A 21,739-nucleotide genomic window follows, 5' to 3' on the forward strand; every position below is an offset into this window, starting at 1 on the left:
CCAACCCGGAAGGAGTCCACACGATGGACGCTCTCTACACCGCCGAAGCACTCGCCACCGGAGCCGGACGAAACGGCCGCGTCACCACGGGCGAGGGCCGACTCGACCTCGACCTCGCCATCCCGAAGGAGATGGGCGGCAGCGGCGACGGCGCCAACCCCGAGCAGCTGTTCGCGGCCGGGTACGCCGCCTGCTTCCACTCCGCACTGCAGACCGTCGCGCGTGCGCAGAAGGTGAAGATCACCGATTCGTCGGTCGGGGCCCGCGTGCAGATCGGGTCGAACGGCGAGGGCGGATTCGGCCTCGCCGTGCAGCTCGAGGTCGTCATCCCCGACCTTCCGCACGAGCAGGCTCAGGCGCTCGCAGACGCCGCCCACCAGGTCTGCCCGTACTCCAACGCGACGCGCGGCAACATCGACGTCGCGATCACCGTCTCCGACGACTGATCCCGCTCGACCTCCACCACGACCGATCCCACAAGGAGAACATCATGCGCGCCCTCACCCACGAGACCTTCGGAGAACCCGAAGAGGTCCTCGCCGTCACCGAGCGTCCGACGCCGGAGCCCGGCCCCGGCCAGGTCCGACTGAAGATCGTCCTCTCCCCCATCCACAACCACGACCTGTGGACGATCCGCGGCACCTACGGCTTCAAGCCGGAGCTCCCGGCAGCATCGGGCACCGAGGCTCTGGGAATCGTGGATGCTCTCGGCGAGGGCGTCGACAATCTCTCCGTCGGTCAGCGCGTCGCGACGGGCGGCACCTTCGGCGCCTGGGCGGAGTACGTCGTCGCGAACGCCGCGGGCCTCATCCCCGTGCCGGAGTCGCTCAGCGACGAGAGCGCCGCGCAGCTCGTGTCGATGCCGTTCAGCACCATCAGCCTGCTGCACTTCCTGGGCGCCGAGAAAGGCGACTGGATCGTCCAGAACGCGGCGAACGGCGCGGTCGGTCGCATGCTGGCACAGCTCGGCGCCGCTCGTGGCGTCAACGTCATCGGGCTCGTCCGGCGCTCGGCCGGGGTCGATGAACTGCGCGATCAGGGCATCGAGAACGTGGTCTCCACGGATGCGGACGACTGGCGCGAGCAGGTCGCCGCGATCACCGGTGGCGCGCACGTCGCCTTCGGCATCGACTCGGTGGGCGGCTCGTCGGCCGGCGAAGTCCTGTCGCTCATCGGCGAGGGCGGCATTCTCGTCGCGTTCGGTGCCATGAACTCCCCCACGATGGAGATCGCCTCGGGCGATGTCATCTTCAAGCAGGCGACCGTCAAGGGCTTCTGGGGCAGCAAGGTGATCCAGACCATGGATGCCGGCACGCGCGGCGCCCTGTTCGGCGAACTGATCCAGCGCGTCAGCGACGGCACGCTGACTCTGCCCGTCGCCGGCGTCTTCGATGCGGCAGATGCCGCCGAGGCAGTCCGCGCGAGCAACACCGCGGGCCGGGTGGGCAAGGTTCTCCTGCAGTTCTAACCTGGTCAGGCGCAGGGCGGTCGGATTACTTGACAGCGGCAATTAATGCCGCCTACGCTGACGGTGACATCGAGATCGATCGAACACACCGGAGTGCGATGACCGACACCCTGCGCCTCACCTGGGACGCCCCCGCCACCCGCTGGGAGGAGGCGACGCCCCTCGGCAACGGCCGCATCGGCGCGATGGCGTTCGGCGGCTCCGACGGCCACTATCAGCTGAACGACTCGACGATCTGGTCGGGAACGCCCGACGGCCCCGCGCGTGCACTGCAGAAGGTGCGCGCCGGGGGTGCCGGTCCCGAACGGCTCGCGGCCGTCCGTGAGGCCCTCGCTGCCGCCGACGTGCGCCGGGCGGAGGAGCTGCTGATGGCGTTCGAGGGCCCCTACTCGCAGGAGTTCCTCCCTCTCGCCGATCTGCTCGTGCGCGTGGCGGACGCTCGATCGGATGAGACCGTCCCCGCTCGCATCCTCGATCTCGACAGGGCGACCCTCGTCGAGTTACTGCGCACCCCCGCCGGCCGAGTGACGCGACGGTCCTGGGTCTCGGCTCCGGCTCACGCCCTGATCATCGAGCTCACCTCGGACGACGAGTTCGAGACCACCGTCGAGCTGTCCACCCCGCTCCGCGGTCGCGTCGTCGACGCGTCCGACGCGCTCGTGCTGGATGTGCAGGTTCCGATCGACGGCGCCCCGCTGCACGAGGACTCCGTCGACCCCCTGCGCTACGCCGACGACGATGCCGAGTTCGACGCCTACGCGGCCGTCGCCGTCTCCCTCGACACGGATGGCGAGGTGGGTCGCCGCGACGATCACATCGTCGTCCGCCATGCCCGCCGCCTGCTGATCGCCCTGTCCACTTCGTCGCGCGCCGGGTCGTGGTGGGCCGACGCCGACGGGGACTGGCGGATCGCCTCACGCGAGGCGATCCGGGATCGCGCACGAGAGAGGACGGAGGCCGCGGCTCAGCGCGACGCCTCGTCTCTCCTCGCCGAACACGTCGCCGACCGGCGCCGCATGACTCGGGCGCGATTCGCGATCGGCAGTCGGCGTGAGGGCGAGTGGAGCGTCGATCGCGACGTTCTCCGCGGCTCCGACCCCCTGCTCCGCGCGACGATCGCCGCCGAATTCGGGATGTACCTCCTCGCGTCGAGCTCTCGTGCCGGCAGCCCTGCGGCCAACCTGCAGGGGATCTGGAACGACCAGCTGCAACCGGCCTGGTCGTCGAACTACACGATCAACATCAACACCGAGATGAACTACTGGGCGGCGCCGATGCTGCTCGATCCTGATGTCCTCGAGCCGTTGATCTCCCTCGTCGAGCGCCTCGCCCGCACCGGCTCCGACACCGCCAGGGAGCTGTACGGAACACGCGGATGGGTGGCGCATCACAACAGCGACGTCTGGGGGTGGAGCCTGCCGGTCGGCGACGGGCACGGGGCGGCGAGCTGGGCGATCTGGATGATGGGCGGAGTCTGGCTCACCCACAATCTCTGGGACGCGTACGAGTTCGGTGGCGACGATGAGCTGCTCCGCGCTCGCATCTGGCCGCTGATGCGGGGCGCGGTGGAGTTCTGCCTCGACTGGCTGACTCCGGGCCCCGACGGGCACCTGCACACCTCGCCGTCGACGGCCCCCGAGAACTCCTATGTGGCCGCCGACGGTCTGCCGACGCCGCTCGGCCTGACCGCGACGTCGGATCTCAGCCTCATCGGCTCGCTCTTCGAGCGCGCGCTCGTCGCGATCCGCCGACTCGGCATCGACGACGCACTGGAAGCCGAGGTGCGCGAGGCGCTGGCAGCCCTCGCTCCGTTGCGCATCGGCTCCGACGGCCGACTGCTCGAATGGTCCGAAGAGGTCGACGAGCATGAACCGCTGCACCGGCACCTCTCCCCCGTGGTCGGACTCTTCCCGCTCGACCAGGTGACGCCTGAGCGGACTCCGGAGCTGTTCGACGCGTCTGTGGCGCTCATCGACGCACGCGGGCCGGGAGCCATGGGCTGGTCCTGGGCGTGGAAGGTGGCACTGCGTGCCAGGGCACGGCAGGGCGACATCGCCGCATCGCTGCTCGAGGAGGCGCTGACGCCGTTCGACGGCGACGCCACGCGGCACGGGCCCGTCGACGGCTCGGAGTGGGGAGGCCTGCTCCCCAACCTCTTCAGCACGCATCCGCCCTTCCAGATCGACGGCAACCTGGGATTCCCCGCCGCGATTACCGAGATGCTCGTGCAGAGCCACGGCCGCACAGTGCGTCTGCTTCCCGCGCTCCCCGCATCCTGGACTCACGGAGACATCCAGGGCATCGCCGTGCGACCGGGCCTCGTGCTCGACCTCGCCTGGGCGGACGGGCGGGTGATATCGGGTGCGCTCCGCAACCCCGGCGAGCGCGACAGGGAGGTCTCCGTCTCGAACGGCGAGCGGGAGGCGATCATCGCTGTGCCGCCGGGCGCTCGGATCGACCTCGCCGATCATGATCTTCTCTTCTCCGCGTCGGCCGACCAGGAGGAGTCCCGTGCGCGGTGAGGTGCGTGATGTCGTCGCCCCCACCACGCAGACCGAGCCTGATGACTTCGATGCTTTCTGGGCGGACACGATCGCTCGCACTCGGAGCTTTCCGCTCGACCTCTCCGTGACCCCGATGCCCACGCGTCTCACTCAGATAGACGTGTACGACGTGTCGTTCCGCGGGTACGGCGGAACACCGATCCATGCCTGGCTGCGCGTGCCGCGCGGTGCCACGGAGCCCCTCCCCGGGCTCGTGCAGTTCTTCGGCTACGGCAACGGCCGAGGTCATGCCCTGCGCGATCTGCGGTGGGCTGCCGCGGGCTACGCGCACTTGGTGGTGGACGCGCGGGGGCAGGGACACGGCGACACCGATGACGATCATGCCGACGGCGGTCCGTCCGCCGGCGGATTCCTCACCCGCGGCATCCGCTCGCCTCAGGAGTACTACTACCGCAGGGTGTATGCGGATGCCGTGCGTGCCGTCGACGCGCTCCGTGCCGTCGACGTCGTCGACGCGGATCGCGTGGGCGCGGTGGGCGCGAGCCAGGGAGGTGGAATCGCGCTGGCGATCGCCGGCCTGGTCCCCGACCTCGCCGTCGCGATCGTGCAGGCACCTTTCCTCTGCGAACTCGACCGGGCCGCCACGCTGAGCACCGAGCACCCGTACACCTTGCTCACCCAGTACTTCGCGGATCGGCGCGGCGACGCCGCAGCGGCTCTCGAGACGCTCCGATATTTCGACGGGATCAACCACGCGAAGCGTGCGACGGCCCCGGCTCTGCTGAGCACGGGACTTCTCGACGGCATCGCGCCGCCCGAGACCGTGCTGCCCGCATTCGCCGCGTACGGCGGCCAGAAGACCGTGGTCCTGTGGCCGTACAACGGGCACGAGGCCGGCGGAGACCTCGACGAGGAGAACGCCCTGGAGTTCGCGGCCGAGCACCTGGGCCTGCACAGCCGACCGCCTCACGGCGGATTCGCTACGATAGCCGACACGACACGAAGGACCTGATGGACCACGACACCGCAGCGCGAACCACCCTGATCCGCTCGGCGTCCGACGCGGGATCACGGGTCTTCGAGACGATCCTGACGCGCAGTCCCATCAGCCGGATCGACATCGCCCGCCAGACGGGGCTCTCCCAGGCCGCCGTCACGAAGGCGGTGGCCCCGCTCGTCGCGGCCGGCCTCGTCGACGCGCCGCCCGCCTCGCATCGCGACGGCACCCCCGGACGCCCGGTGAGCCCCGTCTCCATCGTCCTCGAGTCGATGGTCATGATCGGCGTCAAGGTCAACGTCGACGAGATCATCGCCGTCGCGACCGATCTCGCCACGACCGTGCTCGCCAGCACCCGTCGTGCGCTTCCCGCCGACGATCCCCACACCGTCATCGACGCCATCTCCGACGTCGTCGCCGCGCTCGCGGCCGAGCTCGGCGAGAGCGCGTCGGCCATCGCGGGAGTCGGAGTGTCGGTGTCGGGTGACGTCGACAGCATCACCGGGATCGTGCGCGAGTCGAACATCATGGGGTGGGCGGATGTGCCGCTCGGCGACCTGCTCCAGGAGCGCCTCCCCTGGCCCGTCACGCTCGAGAACGACGTGCACGCGCTGACGATCGGAGAGCACTGGTTCGGTGTCGGGCTCGGCACCGCCTCGTTCGCGATCGTCACCATCGGACGCGGGATCGGCAGCGGACTGCACCTCAACGGAGAGGTCGTGAGCGGGGCGTTCGGTGTCGCGGGCGAGATCGGGCACCTGCCGCTCGCCGATCCGGCACTCGTCTGCCCGTGCGGGCGTCGCGGCTGCGTCGAGGCCGCCGCCTCGACCGGAGCGATCGAGGCGGCGGTCTCCGGTGCCCTCGGCCGGCCGGTCGCGATCGATGAAGCCGTGGCTCTCGCCCACGCCGGAGACGCCGACGCCGACGCCGCGTTCCGCGAAGCCGCCCGCCTCATCGGCACGGCCATCGCCACCCTCGTGAACCTCACCGGTCCCGAGGTCGTCATCATCGGCGGCGAGGGCGTCTCGGACTTCGACCTGTTCGAGAAGACCCTGCACGACGCGTTCGAGGCGCACGCGTTCGGCGCTGCGGCGCGCTGCCGCATCCTGACCCGTCCGCACACCTTCGAGGACTGGGCGCGAGGCGCATCCGCCGCCGCCATCCAGTCGCTCGTGCGCTGACCGTTCGGGACGAGCGGAAGAAAGGGGACGGATGCCATCGGCATCCGTCCCCTTCTCGCGCCCGGCCCGCCACGGTCCGCAATGCAGAGATGCGCGGGACGGATGATCCGTCCCGCGCATCCCGTGTCGATCAGAGTGCGTCGTACGCGGTCTGCAGCAGCTCCAGGTAGCGTGCGAGCCCGAGGCCCTCGATGTCGGCGACGTACGCGTCCCACGCGCCGTCGTCCGTGATGTCGCGCTGCCCCGTGACGAACTCCGCCTGAGCCTGCGTGATGTAGGTGGCGATGTTCGTCTGCAGCTCCGCGAGCTCGGCCGAGGTCTCGAGGTCGGGCCACAGCTTCTCGATCGGGAAGATCACGCTCTCGTCGGGCTGGAAGGGCTCGTACTCCTGCGTCGCGTAGAGCAGACGTCGCTCGTATCCGTCGGGCGTGTAGATGTCCTCCGGCACGACCTGGGCGTTGCGGAACTCCAGCGAGTCCCAGTACTGCGACATCGAACGCCACGCGGCGTTGGAGGTCTCGTCATACGTGATGGGACGGAATGTCGGCTCGAGCTCGGGGTCGAGCGCGAGGTCGCCGTCGACCGCGGGCACCCACGCCTCCCCCTCCGGTCCCATCGACGCGCGGATCTGGCCCTCGTCCGTCGCGAGGTAGTCGAGCAGCTTGATGGCCTCGATGCGCTCGTCCTCGGTCGACTTGTTGGTCAGCGCGAACGTTCCCACCGGATTCACCGGCGACCGCCACGTGGCGAGCTGAGTGCCGTCCGGACCCGCGATCGGCGCGACGGCGTCGTAGTTCTTGTCACGTCCGTCAGGAGAGTCCGCCGAGACGAACACGTACGGGTGCAGCGTGACGGCGGAGCCGAGGATCTGCGCGTCCCCGCTGTCTCCGAGCGCCTTGAGGGCGTCGCCGTTCTGCGTGAACGCCCCGGTGTCGAGCAGCCCTTCCTGCGCCAGCGACGTGATGTACTCCAGCCCCGCCCGCCAGCTGTCCGAGGTGGCGTTCAGCGCGACCTCATCGCCGTCGAGCACGAGAGGCGGCGGGCTCGAGGGTCCGCCGACCGGCGCATAGGTGAAGGCGTTCATCAGATAGTTGATGATCGGCTCCGACGCCGAGCCGCTCAGCGGCACCTCGTCGGCGGCGCCGTTGCCGTTCGGGTCGCCGTCCTTGAAGGCGCGCAGCACCGTGCGCAGCTCCTCGGTGGTGGTCGGCTGCTCGAGTCCCAGGGCGTCGAGCCAGGTCGTGTTCATCCAGAGCTTCGACGGGTAGCTGCAGTGGAAGCACTCGCTCCACTGGGTGATCGCGTAGATGTGGCCGTCAGGCGCGGTGACCGACTGCTTCCAATCGGGCTTCTCCTCGAATCGCTCGGCGAGGTTGGGGGCGTATTCGTCGATGAGGTCTTCGAGGGGCACGAGCACCCCCTGCTGCCCGTACTTGAGGATCTCATTGCGCGAGAATCCGTCGACCCACGGCACGAGGAAGTACGCGTCGGGGTAGTCGCCGCTGGCGAGCGAGATCTGTCGCTTCTCCCCCGCGACGCTGCCGTCGTAGGTCGTGGTCTGCCAGTCGAAGTCGATGTCGAACTTCTTCTCGACCTCCTGGGTGAACAGATTGTCCTTGAGCGAGCCGTTCTCGCCCTGCGGGCCGAATGCGACGAGCTGGCCGTTGTCGTCGCTCGCCGGGGTGCAGGCGGCGAGCGCCAGTCCCGTCGCGACGACGGTGACCGCCGCGATCGCGCCTCGTGTGATGCGGTGTGTCATTGCCGGAATCTCCTTTGACCGGTTCAGGTGTGCGGGTGGGTGTGGTGGGTCTGTGAGAGAAGTGGTCAGCCCTTGACGGCGCCGACCATGATCCCCTTGCTGAAGTGCTTCGCGACGAACGGGTACACGATCAGCATCGGCACGGTGGCGATGATGACGGTCGAGTACTTGAGCAGGTCGGCGAGCTCTCGACGTTCGAGTTGGGCGGCCAGGTCACCGCCGCCTCCGCCGTCATTGAGGATGAGGATGCCTCGCAGCACGAGCTGCAGCGGCTGCAGGTCGGCGTCGCGCAGATAGAGCAGCGCGTCGAAGTACGAGTTCCACTGCATGATCGCGTACATCAGCGCGATGACCGCGAGCAGCGGCTTGGCGAGCGGCAGCACGATGGTCCAGAGGATGCGGAGTTCGCTCGCACCGTCGAGCTGTGCCGCCTCGTAGACCTCGTCGGGGATCGACGAGCGGAAGTAGACCATCGCGATGATCACCTGCCAGACGCCGATCGCGTTCGGGAGGAGCATCGACCATCGGGTGTCGAGCAGGCCGAGCGACTGGACGACGATGTACATCGGGATCACTCCGCCGGAGAACAGCATCGTGAAGACGACGCCGCCGGTGAGGGTCTTGCGCCCGAACAGGTTCGCCCGGGACAGCGGATACGCGATGGCGACCGTCCCGGCGACGCTGATGATCGTGCCGACCACGGTGTAGAACACCGAGTTGCCGAATCCGCGGAGGATCGCGGGGTTGTTGAGAGCTTCGGTGTACCCACGGAGGGTGAAGTCGACGGGCCAGAACAGCACCCGGCCGGATGACACCGCCTGAGGGCTGGAGAACGAGCTGGCGACGATGTTCAGCAGCGGCAGGAGCACGACGAGCAGGAAGACCGTCAGCAGCAGGTAGGCGGCGATCACGAAGACGCGATCCGCTCTGGTCTCCTTCACCTTCACCCCGGAGGCCAGGGGATCCCGTCGGCGGCGGCCGCGCCCTGAGCCCGATCCGACGACGATCTCCTCGGTGAGCAGGGGCTGCTCTCTGATCACGGTGCTCACCACAGCCCACTTCCTGTCACTCGCTTGGATATGCCGTTGACGACGAGCAGGAGCACGAGGCTGATGACGGCGTTGAAGAGTCCGATGGTGGCTCCGAGGCTGAAGTTGGCGTTCAGGATGCCGGTCTTGTAGACGTACGTCGGGATGATCTCCGACGTCGAGAGGTTCAGCGCGTTCTGCAGGAGGAACGCCTTCTCGAACCCGATCGCCATGATGTTGCCGACCCCGAGGATCAGGATGATCGTCGCTGTCGGCAGCAGGGACGGCAGGTCGACGTACCAGATCTTCTGCAGCCGTGATGCGCCGTCGATCTTGGCGGCCTCGTAGAGGGAGGTGTCCACGGACGCGAGGGCGGCGAGGTAGATGACCGCGGAGTACCCGGTGGTCGTCCAGATGTCGGTCGCCACATAGATGTGCCGGAAGAAGTCGGCGCTCGCCAGCAGATCGACCTGACCTGCGCCGAAGAAGCTCAGCGTCCGGCCCAGGATGCCCACGCGTGGAGACAGCAGCAGGATCGTCATCGACACGATCACGACGGTGGAGATGAAGTACGGCGCGTACGTGACGAGCTGGACCGTGCGGGTGAAGAACCGCAGTCGGACCTCGTTGAGCAGGATCGCGAGGATGATCGGCAGCGGGAAGCTCGCGATGAGGGTGTAGACCGCGAGGATGAACGTGTTGCCGATGAGCTTGGGGAACACCGGGTTGCGGAAGAGTGCGGTGAAGTTGTCGAATCCCACCCAGGGACTCCCCCACACGCCGTCGATGGGGTTGTAGTTCTTGAACGCGATCACCGCGTTGGCCATCGGCACGTATCGGAACACGATGAACCAGATGACGGGCAGGAGCAGCAGCAGGTACAGCTGCCAGTAGCGGCGCAGGCTGCGGACGAATCGCGAACGTGCGTCGGTGCGTCGAGGACTCGGCGGCGAGATCTCGACCGGTGGTGCGTGCTCAGCACTGAGCTTCATGATCGCCCTCCCAGGGCAGGATTACTTTACGTCGTAATAAAATCACGCCGAGCCGAAAAAGTAAACGCTCGATTTCCGGTCGGCGATTTCGAGGGATCGCTTGCACGTCCATCTCAAACGTGATTTATTGACGTTGTCAAGTAACTACCGGAGGGTCTCATCCCATGACTTCCCGTGCAGACACCGTCGTCGCACTCCGCGCCGCTGGTGCCGCCTTCATCGTCCAGATCTCCGACCCGATCCCCCGTGTGCTGCACTGGGGCGCGGATCTCGGAGACCTCGATCCCGCAGCCGTCTCGTCGCTCGCCCTCACCGCCGGGCCCGCCCAGCTGAACAACTCCCCCGACATCCCGCGTGCCTTCTCCGCGCTACCCACCGAGTACGAGGGCTGGTCGGGAACCGCAGCTCTCTCCGGTCACGCGAGCGGACGCGCCACGACCCCCCGACCTCGACTCGTGGGACACGATGTCGAGATCCCGTCCGACGGCGTCGGCGGGCGCATCGTGCTCCGGTTCGACGACACGATCAGCGGCATCCGCACCGAACTCGCATATCACCTCGACCCGCACGGAGTTCTCGCGGTCGACACGTCCCTCGCACGCGACGCCGCCCTCAGTCCGCGCATCGGTCGGACCCCCTACACGGTGGGCGCCGTGCTGTCGCTGCTTCCGCTCCCCGAGCGCGCGACCGAGATCCTCGACTTCACCGGGAAGTGGTGCCGCGAGCGCTCCCCGCAGCGTTCGCCCTTCGGCTTCGGCACCCACCGTCGCGCCGCGCACCGCGGCAAGCCGGGACACGACTCGCCCTTCCTGCTCGCGGCCGGAACCGCCGGATTCGGCTTCCGGCACGGAGAGATCTGGGCCGTGCACCTCGCGTGGAGCGGTGAACAGCAGTACCTCGCCGAGCGCCTTCCCGAGGGCGCCGGCGTGTTCAGTTCGGTCATCGGAGCCGGTGAGGAGCTCCACCCAGGCGAGATCATCCTCGACGACGGCGACCGCTACGACGCACCGACCGCGCTGTTCCTCTGGTCCGACAGCGGACTCGACGCCATCAGCGACCGACTCCACCGGCGCCTGCGCGCGCGTCCGACGCATCCGCGCTCGCCGCGACCCCTGGTGCTCAACACCTGGGAGGCGGTCTACTTCGACCACGACCTCGAGCGCCTCACCGCGCTGATCGAGCGTGCGGCGGAGGTGGGGGTCGAGCGCATCGTGCTCGACGACGGCTGGTTCCGCGGACGCCGCGAAGCGGATGCCGGCCTGGGCGACTGGTTCGTCGACGATGAGGTGTGGCCGGACGGACTCGGGCCCCTCGTCGATGTCGTGCGTGCTCAGGGGATGCAGTTCGGTCTCTGGTTCGAGCCCGAGATGATCAATCTCGACTCCGATCTCGCGCGCGCCCATCCGGACTGGGTACTGGGTCCGGCCGAGGGCCTCGGCCCGGAATCCCGGTCGCAGCACGTTCTCGACATCGCGCGCCCCGAGGCGTACGACTACCTTCTCGCGCGTCTCGACGCTCTTGTGCGCGAGCACTCGATCGATTACCTGAAATGGGATCACAACCGCGATCTTCTCGAAGCGGTCAGTCGCGGCGGCGAGGGGGACAGGCCCAGCGTGCACCGGCAGACGGCCGCGCTCTACCGCCTGCTCGACGAGCTGCGGTCGCGGCACCCGGGGCTCGAGATCGAGACATGCTCGGGCGGCGGCGGACGCATCGACCTCGGGATCCTCGACCGCACCGATCGTGTCTGGGCCTCGGACTGCAACGATCCGGTCGAACGCGTCCAGATCGAGCGGTGGACGCGCAGCCTCGTCCCTCCCGAACTCATCGGCTCCCACCTCGGCTCCGCGCGATCGCACACCACCGCCCGCACCACCGATCTGTCGTTCCGTCTGGCGACGTCGCTGACCGCGCACGCCGGCATCGAGCAGGACCTCACCGTCGTCGACGACGGCGAGCTGGCGGCGATCGCCCGCTGGACCGCGATGTACCGCGAATTCCGCGACCTGCTGCACAGCGGTCGCGTCGTCAACGCGGACCTCGCGGATCCCGCGACATCACTTTCGGGAATCGTGGCCCGAGACGCATCCGAAGCGCTGTTCACCTGGAGCCGGTTCACGACATCGGCATCGGGTCAGTCCGGTCGGGTGCGTTTTCCCGGACTGGATACCGCTGCGCCGTACATCGTCCGGATCCGCGAGGATCTCGGCGCGTCGAGCAGACACGGCGGAGACCCCGAGTGGGTGACGGCCGCCGTCGCCGCTCCGGTCGAGATGCCGGGGTCCGTCCTCGCCACCGCCGGCGTACCCCTGCCGACGCTCAATCCGCAGCAGGCGATGCTCATCGAGATCAGGCGCGCAGACGGCTGACGGTCACACCTCCTTCCCATCCCCCGACAGAGCAGTCGAACGCGAGAGGAAAGCAATGAACGCACACCGACAGAGAAGGAGAGCGGCCTCGTTGACCGCGGCACTCGCCGCGACAGCGATCGTCCTCGCTCTGGCACCTGGCGCGAGCTGGGCCACCGAGGCGACACCGGAACCGACTCCGGCGCCGGAGACGACGCCGACGACGGCTCCCGCGCCGACGGACGACCCGGCACCGACCGAAGAGCAGGCACCGACTGAAGAGCCGGCACCGGAACCTGCTCCCTCGAGCACCCCGGAGCAGGAGCCACCGGCGGATGCGACGCGCACGCCTGCGGACGAGACCGATGACGGCATCTCGAACCGATCGGCCGCCCCCTACATGGGCTGGAGCAGCTACAGCATGCAGGTGTACGAAGGAGGCCAGTGGATCACCGCCGATCAGATCATGGCTCAGTCGGATGCCATGCATGACAAGCTCCAAGATTTCGGCTACGACTACATCAACATCGACGCCGGCTGGAACGGAGGCCAGGACGAGTACGGACGCCCCATTCCCAGCACGACGCTGTTCCCCGACGGGCTCGACGCGGTGATCGACCACGTGCACGACAACGGCCAGAAGGTGGGTCTGTATCTGATTCCCGGGATGAGCCTCGAGACGGCGCAGAAGGCGCTCCCGATCTACGGCGCTCCCGGCTGCACGACCGAGAATCTGCTCAAGCAGCCTCTCCAGCAGGGCGACTACTGGGGCTACGGGTACCGACTCGACTTCGACAACCCCTGCACCGAGAAGTACATCGACTCGATCGCCGATCTGCTCGGCGAATGGGGAGTCGACTTCATCAAGTTCGACAGCGTCACCCCCGGCTCCGGAATCAGCGACCTGTCGATGGACGCCCGCGAGGAGGTCGCCGCCTGGTCTCGGGCACTCGACCGCAACGACATCTGGTTCGAGCTCTCCTGGGCCGTCGACATCGACTACGCGGACTACTGGAAGCAATATGCAGACGGCTGGCGCATCGACTGGGACGTCGAGTGCTACTGCGGCGATGAGGCCCTGACCACCTGGGAGAACGTCGCCCGCCTGTTCCCGAGGCTCTCGGACTGGTGGCGCCACGCCGGGCCCGCAGGCTGGAACGACCTCGACTCTCTCAACGTGGGCAACGGGAAGATGGACGGCCTCACGCGCGACGAACGCCGCACCGCGACGACGCTCTGGGCGACCTCCGCGGCGCCGATGTACCTGGGCAACGATCTGACGAACCTCGACGAGTACGGGCTCGAGCTGATCACCAACCGCGAGGTCATCGCCGTGAACCAGGCAGGCGTGCCCGCTCGCCCCGTCTCGACGGCGACGAAGCAGCAGGTCTGGTACGCACTGAACCCGGATGGCACCTACACCGTGGCGCTGTACAACCTGGGCCGTGCAGACGCCGACATCACGGTCGACTGGTCCGACATCGGACTCGACGGCTCCGCGAAGGTCCGTGATCTCTGGGCCGGCAAGAACCTGGGATCGGAAGCGGAGGGCTTCACCGCCGAGAGCGTGCCGATCCATGGCGTGCGGCTGCTGAAGGTGACGCCCGCGAAGCAGGCGGCACTCACCGTCAACGACGACTCGCTGCGGGTGGGCTACGACGGGGCGTGGGTCCGCAACGACGGCAACGAGGTGCCTGCGACATCGCAGCCCTTCACCGTCGCGGTGTCCGACACCCCGGGTGGAGGCACGCCCGAACCGCCCGCCACCGGGCTGACAGTGACCCTGAACGACGACGATTCACGCATCGGCTACAGCGGGTCCTGGGGCGACAGCAACAACCGCGGGCTGGGCGACCACGGCGACGACGTCCACTACGTCGAGACGAACGGAGCGACCTTCGAGTACACGTTCCAGGGAACCGGGATCCAGTACGTCACCGAGAAGCACGAATCGCAGGGCGAGGTCGAGGTCTACCTCGACGGACAGCTGGTCGAGACCGTCGACACCTCGCTGCCCGCGGCCGACGGGCGCCTCTCCCAGCAGGTGGTCTACGCCGTCGCCGATCTCGCGAGCGGAAGTCACACCCTGCGGGTGGTCAAGAAGTCCGGATCCTTCATGCTGCTCGACAAGCTCGTCGTCACTCTCGACAGCCAGCTGAGCACGACCTCGGGTGCGTTCAACAAGGCCGCTCCCGCCGACGTGACGGTCGATGTGCTGCGCGACCCGAGCGAGCTCTCCTCGATCAGCCTCGGCGGTGAGCCGCTCGAGCGCGACGCCGACTACACGCTGTCCGGATCGACGGTCACACTGAAGTCGTCGTACCTCGCCGCACTCCCGGTGGGAGACGCGACGCTGGACTTCGCGTTCACCGGAGACCATCTCGACGATGTCCACGCCACCACGGCCGACGGCGACTCCGTGTCGTTCACGTTCCGCGGGACGGGCGTCGCGTGGCTCGGCCCGAAGGCACCCGACCAGGGAGCCGTCGATGTGTACATCGACGGCAAGAAGGTGAAGAGCGTCGACACCCACGCCGAGTCGCGCGTCTCGAATCAGACCCTGTTCGAGGCGACCGGGCTGAAGGACGGCGAGCACACGATCAAGGTCGTGAAGACGTCAGGAGACGTGCTCCGCACGGACGTGTTCCGATACACGGTCAAGAAGGTCGGCTGATCCCCGTCGGGGCGGGCCCCGTGCCCGCCCCGATGCACCGCCGACGAACCCTCTCGCGGATGTCCGCCCCCGGGTGCACACTCTGCAGATGGAAATCACACTCGCACAGCCGGCGGGACTCGTCGTGAGCCCCGCCTTCAGTCATGTCGCCGTCGTCCCGCCCGGGGCCACGACGATCCACGTCGGCGGCCAGAACGGCGTCGATGAGACGGGCGCGCTCGTCTCGACGGATGCCGCCGATCAGTCGCTCCGAGCGGTCGAGAACGCTCGGATCGCGCTCGAGTCGGCGGGCGCAGGCCTCGACGATGTCATCAGCTGGACGATCTACATCCACCAGGATGCCGATCTTCGTGCCGCCTACGGTGCCGTCGCAGCGACGCTCGCCCGTGATGGCGCCCCTCCGCTGGTGACCGCAGCCCTCGTGGCCGGCCTCGGCGTCCCGGGCGCAGTGATCGAGGTGAGCGCGATCGCCGCCGTCATCCGCGAATGACCGCGGCGAGCCGACTCAGATCCTTCCGCGCACCGGGGTCCGCTCGGCCGAGTCACCGCCCTCGGGCATCGCCATCTCCGCGCGGACGCCGAGCAGTCTGACCTCCCGGTCGTGATCGAGCGTGGCACCGAGCGCCAGTGCCGCCTCGATGACCGTCGCGCGCCGGGTGGTCGGCTCCGGCAGCTTGCGGCCGAAGGTCTTGGTCTCGAACGGCGCATAGCGCACCTTCAGATGCACGCGGACGACCGGACGCCCCTCGGCGGCGCAGTCGTCGAAGGCCTGCCCCGCCAGTTCGGTCAGCGCCGCCTGAACCTCTGCAGTCGTCGTGAGGTTCTGCTGGTACGTCATCTCGCGACTGTGGCTGCGGGCCACCCATGGGGTGCTGTCGACCACGGTCGGACCGCGACCCGAGCCCAGCCCGTGGTACCAGACGCCCATCCGCGGTCCGAACTCCGCGATGAGCTCTGCCTCGTCCGCGTCAGCGAGTTCCCGGACCGTCGTGATGCCGTGGGTGGCGAGCCGCTTCTGAACCTTCGGGCCGACTCCCCACAGGTCCCGAGTAGGCCGGTCTCCCATCACGTCGAACCAGTTCTCGGCGGTGAGCCGGAAGACGCCCCGGGGCTTGCCGAACTCGGTGGCGATCTTGGCCCGCACCTTGTTGTCGCCGATGCCGACCGAGCAGTGCAGTGCCGTCGACTCGAGCACCGCGTTCTGCGCGCTGCGCGCCGTCTGCTCGGGGTCGTCCGTGGTCACGCCGAGAAAGCACTCGTCCCAGCCGATGACCTCGAGCACCACCCCGGGCAGTGCACGCAGTGTCGACATCACCTCGGTGGAGGCCGATTCATACGCGTCGTGGTCCACCGGCAGGAAGACCGCGTTCTCAGGCGCCTTGCGCGCCGCGATCTTCAGCGGCATCCCGGATCCGATGCCGAACTTCCGCGCCTCGTACGACGCCGTCGACACGACGGCGCGCTCCGTCGGGTCACCCCGGCCGCCGACGATCACGGGAAGCCCTGCGAGCTCCGGTCGGCGCAGCACCTCGACCGCAGCGATGAACTGATCCATGTCGACGTGCAGCACCCAGTCGGTCATGCACCGAGTGTGGCCCGTGCCGGGCGAGTTGTCACCCCTCGGAGACGATCAGCGCATCACCGAGATCAGCCGATCGAGACGGCGATCGCGGTCGCGATCACGGCGAGGAGCGGCAGCGTGCCCTGCATCACCGCGGCACGCGCCTTCGTGCGATCGGAGAGGATCAGCACCAGTGCGGCGGCGAGCATCATCCCCGTTCCGGCGAACACGAGAGTCAGTCCCACCGTTGTGAAGCCGATGATCACGAAGCCGACGCCGAGCAGCGCGGTCAGCGCGAGGAACAGGTTGTAGAAGCCCTGGTTGAAGGCGAGCGCCTTCGTCGTGAGGGCGTCCGCCTCGCTCGCGACGCCGAAGATCTTCCTCGTCTCGGGCTCTGTCCATCTCAGCGACTCGAGCGCGAAGATGAAGACGTGGAAGGCGGCAGCGGCCGCGGCGAGGACGAGTCCGACGATGAGCATGACTCGATCGTATCGATGTCCGCTCGCGCTAGATCAGGAAGATCGGCAGAAGCCCGGGGTTGTGGGCGTGTACGAGCACCCCGAACACCACCGCATCGAACAGCAGGTGCACCGTGACGACATAGGCCAGCGAGTGCGTCCGCATGAAGATGAACCCCTGCAGCAGCGCGAACGGGATGGTCAGCAGCGGTCCCCACTCGCGATAGCCCAGCTCCCACAGGAATGAGACGAACACGATCATCTGCAGCACGTTGGCAAGGGCGTCGGGGAAATGCCTGCGCAGCAGGGCGAAGACGGTGCAGATGAAGAACAGCTCGTCCCAGATGCCGACCGCTCCGACGCCGACGAACAGCCGGGCGATGAGGTCGGGCGAGTCCACGACCGGCCAGTTCTGATAGACGCCGCTGGTGATGAAGTAGAACGGCAGGATCAGCCAGCCGAGCACCAGGACGGCGACGAGCCAGCCCCACTGCAGGCGCCCCCACCGGCGATGCGCCCGCCAGGGGAAGCCGATCGCCCGGTCGCGGAACACGAAGCGGGAGACGACGTACGGAACCGCCACCGCGCCGCCGAGGGCGAGCGTGAACCGCAGCATCGCGAGGTTGTCGAGCTCTGCCGCGAGCGGGATCACGCTGACGATGAGCATGCCGAGGGCGATCAGGGACAGGTCCCTGGTGAGCGAGGGCTGACGGCTGGTCCCCACGACTCGGGCGCTCTCTCGACGCGTGCCCACGCGCACCGCCTGATCCGCCGTCACCGGCAGACGGCGCTCGACGAGCCACGCGCTCCCGACGCCGAGTGCGAGCAGCGCCCAGCCGAGCCACGGGATCTGCACCACGAAGAACGCCGGCGCCGCAGCGCACACGAAGAGCGCGGAGACGACCGCCGGCCACGTCGCCGAGATGCGCTGCGCGGTGATCACGCGCGCGACTTCCGCCGATACACGAGATCGCGGATGTCTCGCCCCTTGGCGATCCCCTTGCGTTCGAATGCGGTCATGACGCGTCCATCGAATCGCTCGGCCCAGTCGCCGTCGAAGGCGCGCTCGAACAGAGGCTCCGCGTCGAGCACCTCGCGCATCTGCAGCGCGTAGTCCTCCCAGTCGGTCGCGAGGCGGAGCAGACCGCCGTCACGGAGTGCGCGAGCGGCGGTGTCGGCGAACCCCTGGCGGACGAGACGGCGCTTGGTGTGCTTCTTCTTGTGCCACGGATCAGGGAAGAAGATCCAGACCTCTGCCGCTGCCGCTTCGGGGAGGTACGACGAGAGCACCTCCGGCGCATTCGCCTCGACCACGCGGACGTTGCGAGCGCCTTCGCGGTCGGCGTCGAGCATGGTCCTGGCGAGACCCGCACGGAAGACCTCGACCGCGAGGAAGTCGTCGTCGGGGCGGGACGATGCGGCAGCGACGATGGCGTGCCCCTGACCGGAGCCGATCTCGACGTACAGGTCCGCATCCCGCCCGTACTCGGAGGCGGGATCGAGACGCGCCTCCGGGTGCACCGAGGTCCAGGCGACATCGCGGGGCACGTCGAGGAGGTAGTGCGGTCCGAGCTCTTCGAACGCGCGCTCCTGAGCATCGGACATCCGGCCGCTGCGGCGCACGAAGGAGACCGGTTCGTCGCGGAAGGTGCGGGGTTCGGGCATGCTTCCAGGGTAGTCGGCGGCGCTGAACGCCACCGACCGCGGGTCAGGAGGCCGGTGCCGTCACGAAGTCGATCAGCTCCTCCACCCGACCGAGGAGCGCGGGCTCGAGGTCGCGGTAGGTGTGCACCTTCGACAGGATGTGCTGCCAGGCGCGACCGGTGTCCGCCTGCGTCTCGTACGGCCACCCGAATGCGCGGCAGATCCCGGTCTTCCAGTCCGTGCCCCGGGGGATCTCCGGCCATCTCGCGATACCGAGAGCCCGAGGGGTGACGCACTGCCAGACATCCACGAACGGGTGGCCGACGATCTTCACATGCCTGCCGTGCGGACCCCGGGCGACGGCGTCGGCGATGCGCGATTCCTTCGACCCGGGCACGAGGTGATCCACGAGGACCCCGTAGCGGCGCGATGCGCTGGGAGGCTCTGCGGCGAGCAGCTCGTCGAGCAGGTCGACTCCCTGCAGGAACTCGACGACGACGCCCTCGACCCGCAGGTCCGCTCCCCATACCTTCTCGACCAGCTCGGCGTCGTGCTTGCCCTCGACCAGGATCCGGCTGGGAAGCGCGACCCTGGCTCGTTGATCGGCGGCGACGAACGAGCCGGATGCCGTGCGTCGGAGGCCCTGCTCCTTCGCGGCCGGGACCGTGAGCCGCACCGGTGATCCGTCGATCAGGAACCCGCCTCCGAGCGGGAAGAGGCGCTTGCGCCCCACCCGGTCCTCGAGTTCGACGTTGCCGCCCTGCACCCGTGTGACCGCTCCGCAGAATCCGTCCTGCGCCACCTCGACGACGAGATCGAGCTCGGCGGGAACCTGCGGCACCGGCTTGGCTGCTCGTTCCCTCCAGCCGGCAGCGAGCACATCGGATCCGTACCTGTCGTCCATGCCATCCAGCGTATGTGTCTCCGCTGAGGGCGAACGGCTATCCCCGCTCGGAAGGTGTCGCGTGTCGGCCTCTGTGCATAGACTCGTGCCATGGGGCTCGGCTGCCGGTCGGAGGGAACACGATGAAGACACGGTGGCTGGCGCTGGCCGCACTGACTGCGGCGGCTGCAGCAGCCGCGTTCTCCGCATCTGCTGCCTCCGCGACCGACCCCGTGACGCTCGACTCGGGATACGTGACGGACGACGCCGACGTCCTCAGCCCGAGCCAAGAGGACGCCGTCGAGGCTCGACTCCAGACGCTCAGCGACAATTCCTCGTCCGATCTCTTCGTCGTCCTCGTCGATGACTTCACCTCGCCGACCGACAACGTCGCCTGGGCCGATACCGTCGCAGAGAACAACAACCTCGGCTCCGAGCAGTACCTGCTCGCGATCGCGGTAGAGGGACGCAGCTACTACATCTCGGCAGCACCCGACGGCCCGCTCAGCGACAGCAAGCTCGACGACGTGGAAAACAAGATCCAGGGTCTGGCCGCACAGGAGGACTGGGAGGGCATGATCGTCCTCGCCGCCGACGAGATCGAGGGCGACGGCGGTGCGGGCGCTCTACGGGCCACACTGATCGTGGTCGCCGTCATCGCGGTCGGCCTGATCATCTGGCTGGTCATCGCCCTCATTCGCCGCGCGCGTCGCAATGCCGCGATCCGCAGGCGTGGCGCCATGCCCGAGATGCCCGATCCGAACGATCCGTTCTCCACGCTGACCGACGAGCAGGTGGAGACGCAGGCGGGGGCCGCACTCGTGCAGGCGGACGATGCGATCACCTCGAGCCGCGAGGAGCTCGGCTTCGCCGTCGCCCAGTTCGGCGACGCGGCGACCGCCGAGTTCAGCGGAGCAGTCGAGACCGCGAAGTCGAAGATGTCCGAGGCCTTCGATCTGAAGCAGAAGCTCGACGACGAGATCGAGGACACCGTCCACGATCGCCGCGCCTGGCACATCCGCATCATCCGGCTGTGCGACGAGATCGACGACGTCCTCGACGAGAACACCGACGCGTTCGACGCGCTCCGCAAGCTCGAGCAGAACGCACCACAGGAACTCGACAGAGTCCGCGGCGAGCGAGCCGCTCTCATCCCGCTTCTGACTTCCGCTGCTCCCGCTCTGGCCGCGCTGTCCGCCACCTACGACGCATCGGCACTAAGCACGGTGTCCGACAACCCGGCACAGGCTCAGGAGCGGGCAGCCCTGGCCGACCGCTCGATCGAGGCCGCGCAGCAGGCGATAGCGGCCGGTCGCTCCGGCGAGGCGGCGTTCGCCATCCGCACGGCCGAGCAGTCGGTGGCGCAGGCGACACAGCTGGTCGAGGCCATCACCGCGCTGGGCACCGAACTCTCCCGTATCGAATCGCAGGCGCAGGCTCTCGTCGCCGAGCTGCAGGCCGACATCGCCGCGGCACAGCAGCTGCCTGACGCCGGAGGCACGCTCGCCGCGGTCGCGGCCGCAACCTCGCAGCAGCTGCAGCGTGCGCAGGCCGACCTCTCCGGAGCATCGCGCAGTCCGCAGCGCGTGCTCGAAGCGCTCAGCGCGGCGAACACGCAGATCGACGCCGCGATCGCGGAGGGCACCCAGGCCGTGGAACGGGCGCGACGCGTGCAGCAGCTTCTCGAGCAGACCCTGACGCAGGCGGGCTCCGAGATCCGAGCAGCGCGCGAGTACATCGAGACGCGGCGGGGAACCGTCGGCTCCACGGCTCGCACCCGCCTCTCCCAGGCCGACGCGACCCTTACTCAGGCCGTGAGTCTGCGGTCGTCGGATCCCGAGACCGCGCTCGCAGAAGCAGGACGCGCGCTCGAACTCGCCCGGCAGGCCACCTCGTCCGCCCAGGCGGATGTCGCGGCCATGAGTCCGAGCCGCTATGAGAGCGGATGGGGCGGCGCCGGCGGCAGCATCTTCGGCGGCGGATCAGGCTCCGGCGGTTCCGGCCTCGGCGGCGACATCCTGGGCGGCATCATCGGCGGTCTGCTCTCCGGCGGCGGCGGAGGCGGCGGCTCCTCGCGCAGCAGCAGCTGGCGTTCCAGCGGTGGCGGCGGGTTCCGCAGCTCCGGTTTCGGCGGAGGCGGCGGCAGCCGCTCCAGCGGCCGCAGCGGCCGTTCGGGAGGGCGACGCTTCTGAACCGCACACCTATCGACCCCAGACATCGAGTCCGACCCTCTGAAAGGAAC

The 21,739-nt window shown here is 68.4% G+C and carries 17 protein-coding genes; 9 read left to right on the top strand and 8 right to left on the bottom strand.

Annotation, left to right across the window (positions count from 1 at the left end):
- Positions 1–23 precede the first annotated feature (23 nt).
- The 5 genes from ACZZZQ_RS00770 to ACZZZQ_RS00790 all read left to right on the top strand — a co-directional run bounded on the left by ACZZZQ_RS00770 (position 24) and on the right by ACZZZQ_RS00790 (position 6,150).
- On the top strand, positions 24–446 hold the full coding sequence (locus ACZZZQ_RS00770; RefSeq protein WP_053095718.1) for an organic hydroperoxide resistance protein: 423 nt from the start codon (positions 24–26) through the stop codon (positions 444–446).
- Positions 447–490: 44 nt separating this feature from the next.
- Positions 491–1,468: a zinc-binding dehydrogenase gene (locus ACZZZQ_RS00775; protein ID WP_463506689.1), complete on the top strand. Its 978-nt coding sequence runs from the start codon at positions 491–493 to the stop codon at positions 1,466–1,468.
- 98 nt (positions 1,469–1,566) lie between these two features.
- Complete coding sequence (locus tag ACZZZQ_RS00780) at positions 1,567–3,990, top strand: glycosyl hydrolase family 95 catalytic domain-containing protein (RefSeq protein ID WP_463506690.1); 2,424 nt, start codon at positions 1,567–1,569, stop codon at positions 3,988–3,990.
- On the top strand, positions 3,980–4,984 hold the full coding sequence (locus tag ACZZZQ_RS00785) for an acetylxylan esterase (RefSeq protein ID WP_463506691.1): 1,005 nt from the start codon (positions 3,980–3,982) through the stop codon (positions 4,982–4,984). Before ACZZZQ_RS00780 ends, ACZZZQ_RS00785 begins: the two co-directional genes overlap by 11 nt.
- Positions 4,984–6,150 carry an ROK family transcriptional regulator gene (locus ACZZZQ_RS00790; protein WP_083569309.1) on the top strand — a complete coding sequence of 389 codons (1,167 nt, stop codon included), beginning with the start codon at positions 4,984–4,986 and terminating at the stop codon, positions 6,148–6,150. The genes ACZZZQ_RS00785 and ACZZZQ_RS00790 overlap by 1 nt, the downstream gene beginning before the upstream one ends.
- A gap of 130 nt (positions 6,151–6,280) precedes the next feature.
- On the opposite strand, the gene ACZZZQ_RS00795 is transcribed toward ACZZZQ_RS00790, so the two are convergent.
- The 3 genes from ACZZZQ_RS00795 to ACZZZQ_RS00805 all read right to left on the bottom strand — a co-directional run bounded on the left by ACZZZQ_RS00795 (position 6,281) and on the right by ACZZZQ_RS00805 (position 9,929).
- A complete protein-coding gene (locus ACZZZQ_RS00795) occupies positions 6,281–7,909 on the bottom strand; it encodes an extracellular solute-binding protein (RefSeq protein WP_053095713.1) in 1,629 nt (542 codons plus the stop codon).
- A gap of 65 nt (positions 7,910–7,974) precedes the next feature.
- On the bottom strand, positions 7,975–8,958 hold the full coding sequence (locus ACZZZQ_RS00800) for a carbohydrate ABC transporter permease (RefSeq protein WP_233277305.1): 984 nt from the start codon (positions 8,956–8,958) through the stop codon (positions 7,975–7,977).
- On the bottom strand, positions 8,955–9,929 hold the full coding sequence (locus ACZZZQ_RS00805) for an ABC transporter permease (RefSeq protein ID WP_082297779.1): 975 nt from the start codon (positions 9,927–9,929) through the stop codon (positions 8,955–8,957). The genes ACZZZQ_RS00800 and ACZZZQ_RS00805 overlap by 4 nt, the downstream gene beginning before the upstream one ends.
- A 164-nt stretch (positions 9,930–10,093) precedes the next feature.
- Between ACZZZQ_RS00805 and ACZZZQ_RS00810 the strand changes: the two genes are divergently transcribed.
- The 3 genes from ACZZZQ_RS00810 to ACZZZQ_RS00820 all read left to right on the top strand — a co-directional run bounded on the left by ACZZZQ_RS00810 (position 10,094) and on the right by ACZZZQ_RS00820 (position 15,441).
- Positions 10,094–12,298 carry an alpha-galactosidase gene (locus ACZZZQ_RS00810; protein WP_463506692.1) on the top strand — a complete coding sequence of 735 codons (2,205 nt, stop codon included), beginning with the start codon at positions 10,094–10,096 and terminating at the stop codon, positions 12,296–12,298.
- Between the two features lie 91 nt (positions 12,299–12,389).
- Positions 12,390–14,951 carry a X2-like carbohydrate binding domain-containing protein gene (locus tag ACZZZQ_RS00815; protein ID WP_463506693.1) on the top strand — a complete coding sequence of 854 codons (2,562 nt, stop codon included), beginning with the start codon at positions 12,390–12,392 and terminating at the stop codon, positions 14,949–14,951.
- 88 nt (positions 14,952–15,039) lie between these two features.
- A complete protein-coding gene (locus ACZZZQ_RS00820; protein ID WP_400340800.1) occupies positions 15,040–15,441 on the top strand; it encodes a RidA family protein in 402 nt (133 codons plus the stop codon).
- A gap of 15 nt (positions 15,442–15,456) precedes the next feature.
- Here the strand turns inward: ACZZZQ_RS00820 and ACZZZQ_RS00825 are convergent, their stop codons facing one another.
- The 5 genes from ACZZZQ_RS00825 to ACZZZQ_RS00845 all read right to left on the bottom strand — a co-directional run bounded on the left by ACZZZQ_RS00825 (position 15,457) and on the right by ACZZZQ_RS00845 (position 19,518).
- On the bottom strand, positions 15,457–16,533 hold the full coding sequence (locus ACZZZQ_RS00825; protein WP_463497354.1) for a DNA polymerase IV: 1,077 nt from the start codon (positions 16,531–16,533) through the stop codon (positions 15,457–15,459).
- Positions 16,534–16,598: 65 nt separating this feature from the next.
- Complete coding sequence (locus tag ACZZZQ_RS00830; protein WP_053095709.1) at positions 16,599–16,991, bottom strand: DUF1304 domain-containing protein; 393 nt, start codon at positions 16,989–16,991, stop codon at positions 16,599–16,601.
- A 28-nt stretch (positions 16,992–17,019) separates the two neighbouring features.
- On the bottom strand, positions 17,020–17,913 hold the full coding sequence (locus ACZZZQ_RS00835; protein WP_463506694.1) for a CPBP family intramembrane glutamic endopeptidase: 894 nt from the start codon (positions 17,911–17,913) through the stop codon (positions 17,020–17,022).
- A complete protein-coding gene (gene trmB, locus ACZZZQ_RS00840) occupies positions 17,910–18,635 on the bottom strand; it encodes a tRNA (guanosine(46)-N7)-methyltransferase TrmB (protein WP_053095707.1) in 726 nt (241 codons plus the stop codon). The genes ACZZZQ_RS00835 and trmB overlap by 4 nt, the downstream gene beginning before the upstream one ends.
- A 43-nt stretch (positions 18,636–18,678) precedes the next feature.
- Entirely contained in the window at positions 18,679–19,518 is an 840-nt protein-coding gene (locus ACZZZQ_RS00845; protein ID WP_056278323.1) for a DUF3097 domain-containing protein, read from the bottom strand.
- Positions 19,519–19,640: 122 nt separating this feature from the next.
- Between ACZZZQ_RS00845 and ACZZZQ_RS00850 the strand changes: the two genes are divergently transcribed.
- Positions 19,641–21,689 (top strand): TPM domain-containing protein, encoded by a 2,049-nt coding sequence (locus tag ACZZZQ_RS00850; protein ID WP_463506695.1) that lies wholly within the window; start codon positions 19,641–19,643, stop codon positions 21,687–21,689.
- Positions 21,690–21,739: the final 50 nt, after the last annotated feature.

It is taken from the genome of Microbacterium sp. AC132 (assembly GCF_979258525.1).

Coding starts and splice junctions, on each gene's coding strand:
- ACZZZQ_RS00830 (WP_053095709.1), bottom strand. CDS start 16,991: ATGCTCATCGTCGGACTCGTCCTCGCCGCGGCCGCTGCCGCCTTCCAC.
- ACZZZQ_RS00780 (WP_463506690.1), top strand. CDS start 1,567: ATGACCGACACCCTGCGCCTCACCTGGGACGCCCCCGCCACCCGCTGG.
- trmB (WP_053095707.1), bottom strand. CDS start 18,635: ATGCCCGAACCCCGCACCTTCCGCGACGAACCGGTCTCCTTCGTGCGC.
- ACZZZQ_RS00850 (WP_463506695.1), top strand. CDS start 19,641: ATGAAGACACGGTGGCTGGCGCTGGCCGCACTGACTGCGGCGGCTGCA.
- ACZZZQ_RS00770 (WP_053095718.1), top strand. CDS start 24: ATGGACGCTCTCTACACCGCCGAAGCACTCGCCACCGGAGCCGGACGA.
- ACZZZQ_RS00775 (WP_463506689.1), top strand. CDS start 491: ATGCGCGCCCTCACCCACGAGACCTTCGGAGAACCCGAAGAGGTCCTC.
- ACZZZQ_RS00825 (WP_463497354.1), bottom strand. CDS start 16,533: ATGACCGACTGGGTGCTGCACGTCGACATGGATCAGTTCATCGCTGCG.
- ACZZZQ_RS00810 (WP_463506692.1), top strand. CDS start 10,094: ATGACTTCCCGTGCAGACACCGTCGTCGCACTCCGCGCCGCTGGTGCC.
- ACZZZQ_RS00795 (WP_053095713.1), bottom strand. CDS start 7,909: ATGACACACCGCATCACACGAGGCGCGATCGCGGCGGTCACCGTCGTC.
- ACZZZQ_RS00845 (WP_056278323.1), bottom strand. CDS start 19,518: ATGGACGACAGGTACGGATCCGATGTGCTCGCTGCCGGCTGGAGGGAA.
- ACZZZQ_RS00820 (WP_400340800.1), top strand. CDS start 15,040: ATGGAAATCACACTCGCACAGCCGGCGGGACTCGTCGTGAGCCCCGCC.
- ACZZZQ_RS00790 (WP_083569309.1), top strand. CDS start 4,984: ATGGACCACGACACCGCAGCGCGAACCACCCTGATCCGCTCGGCGTCC.
- ACZZZQ_RS00805 (WP_082297779.1), bottom strand. CDS start 9,929: ATGAAGCTCAGTGCTGAGCACGCACCACCGGTCGAGATCTCGCCGCCG.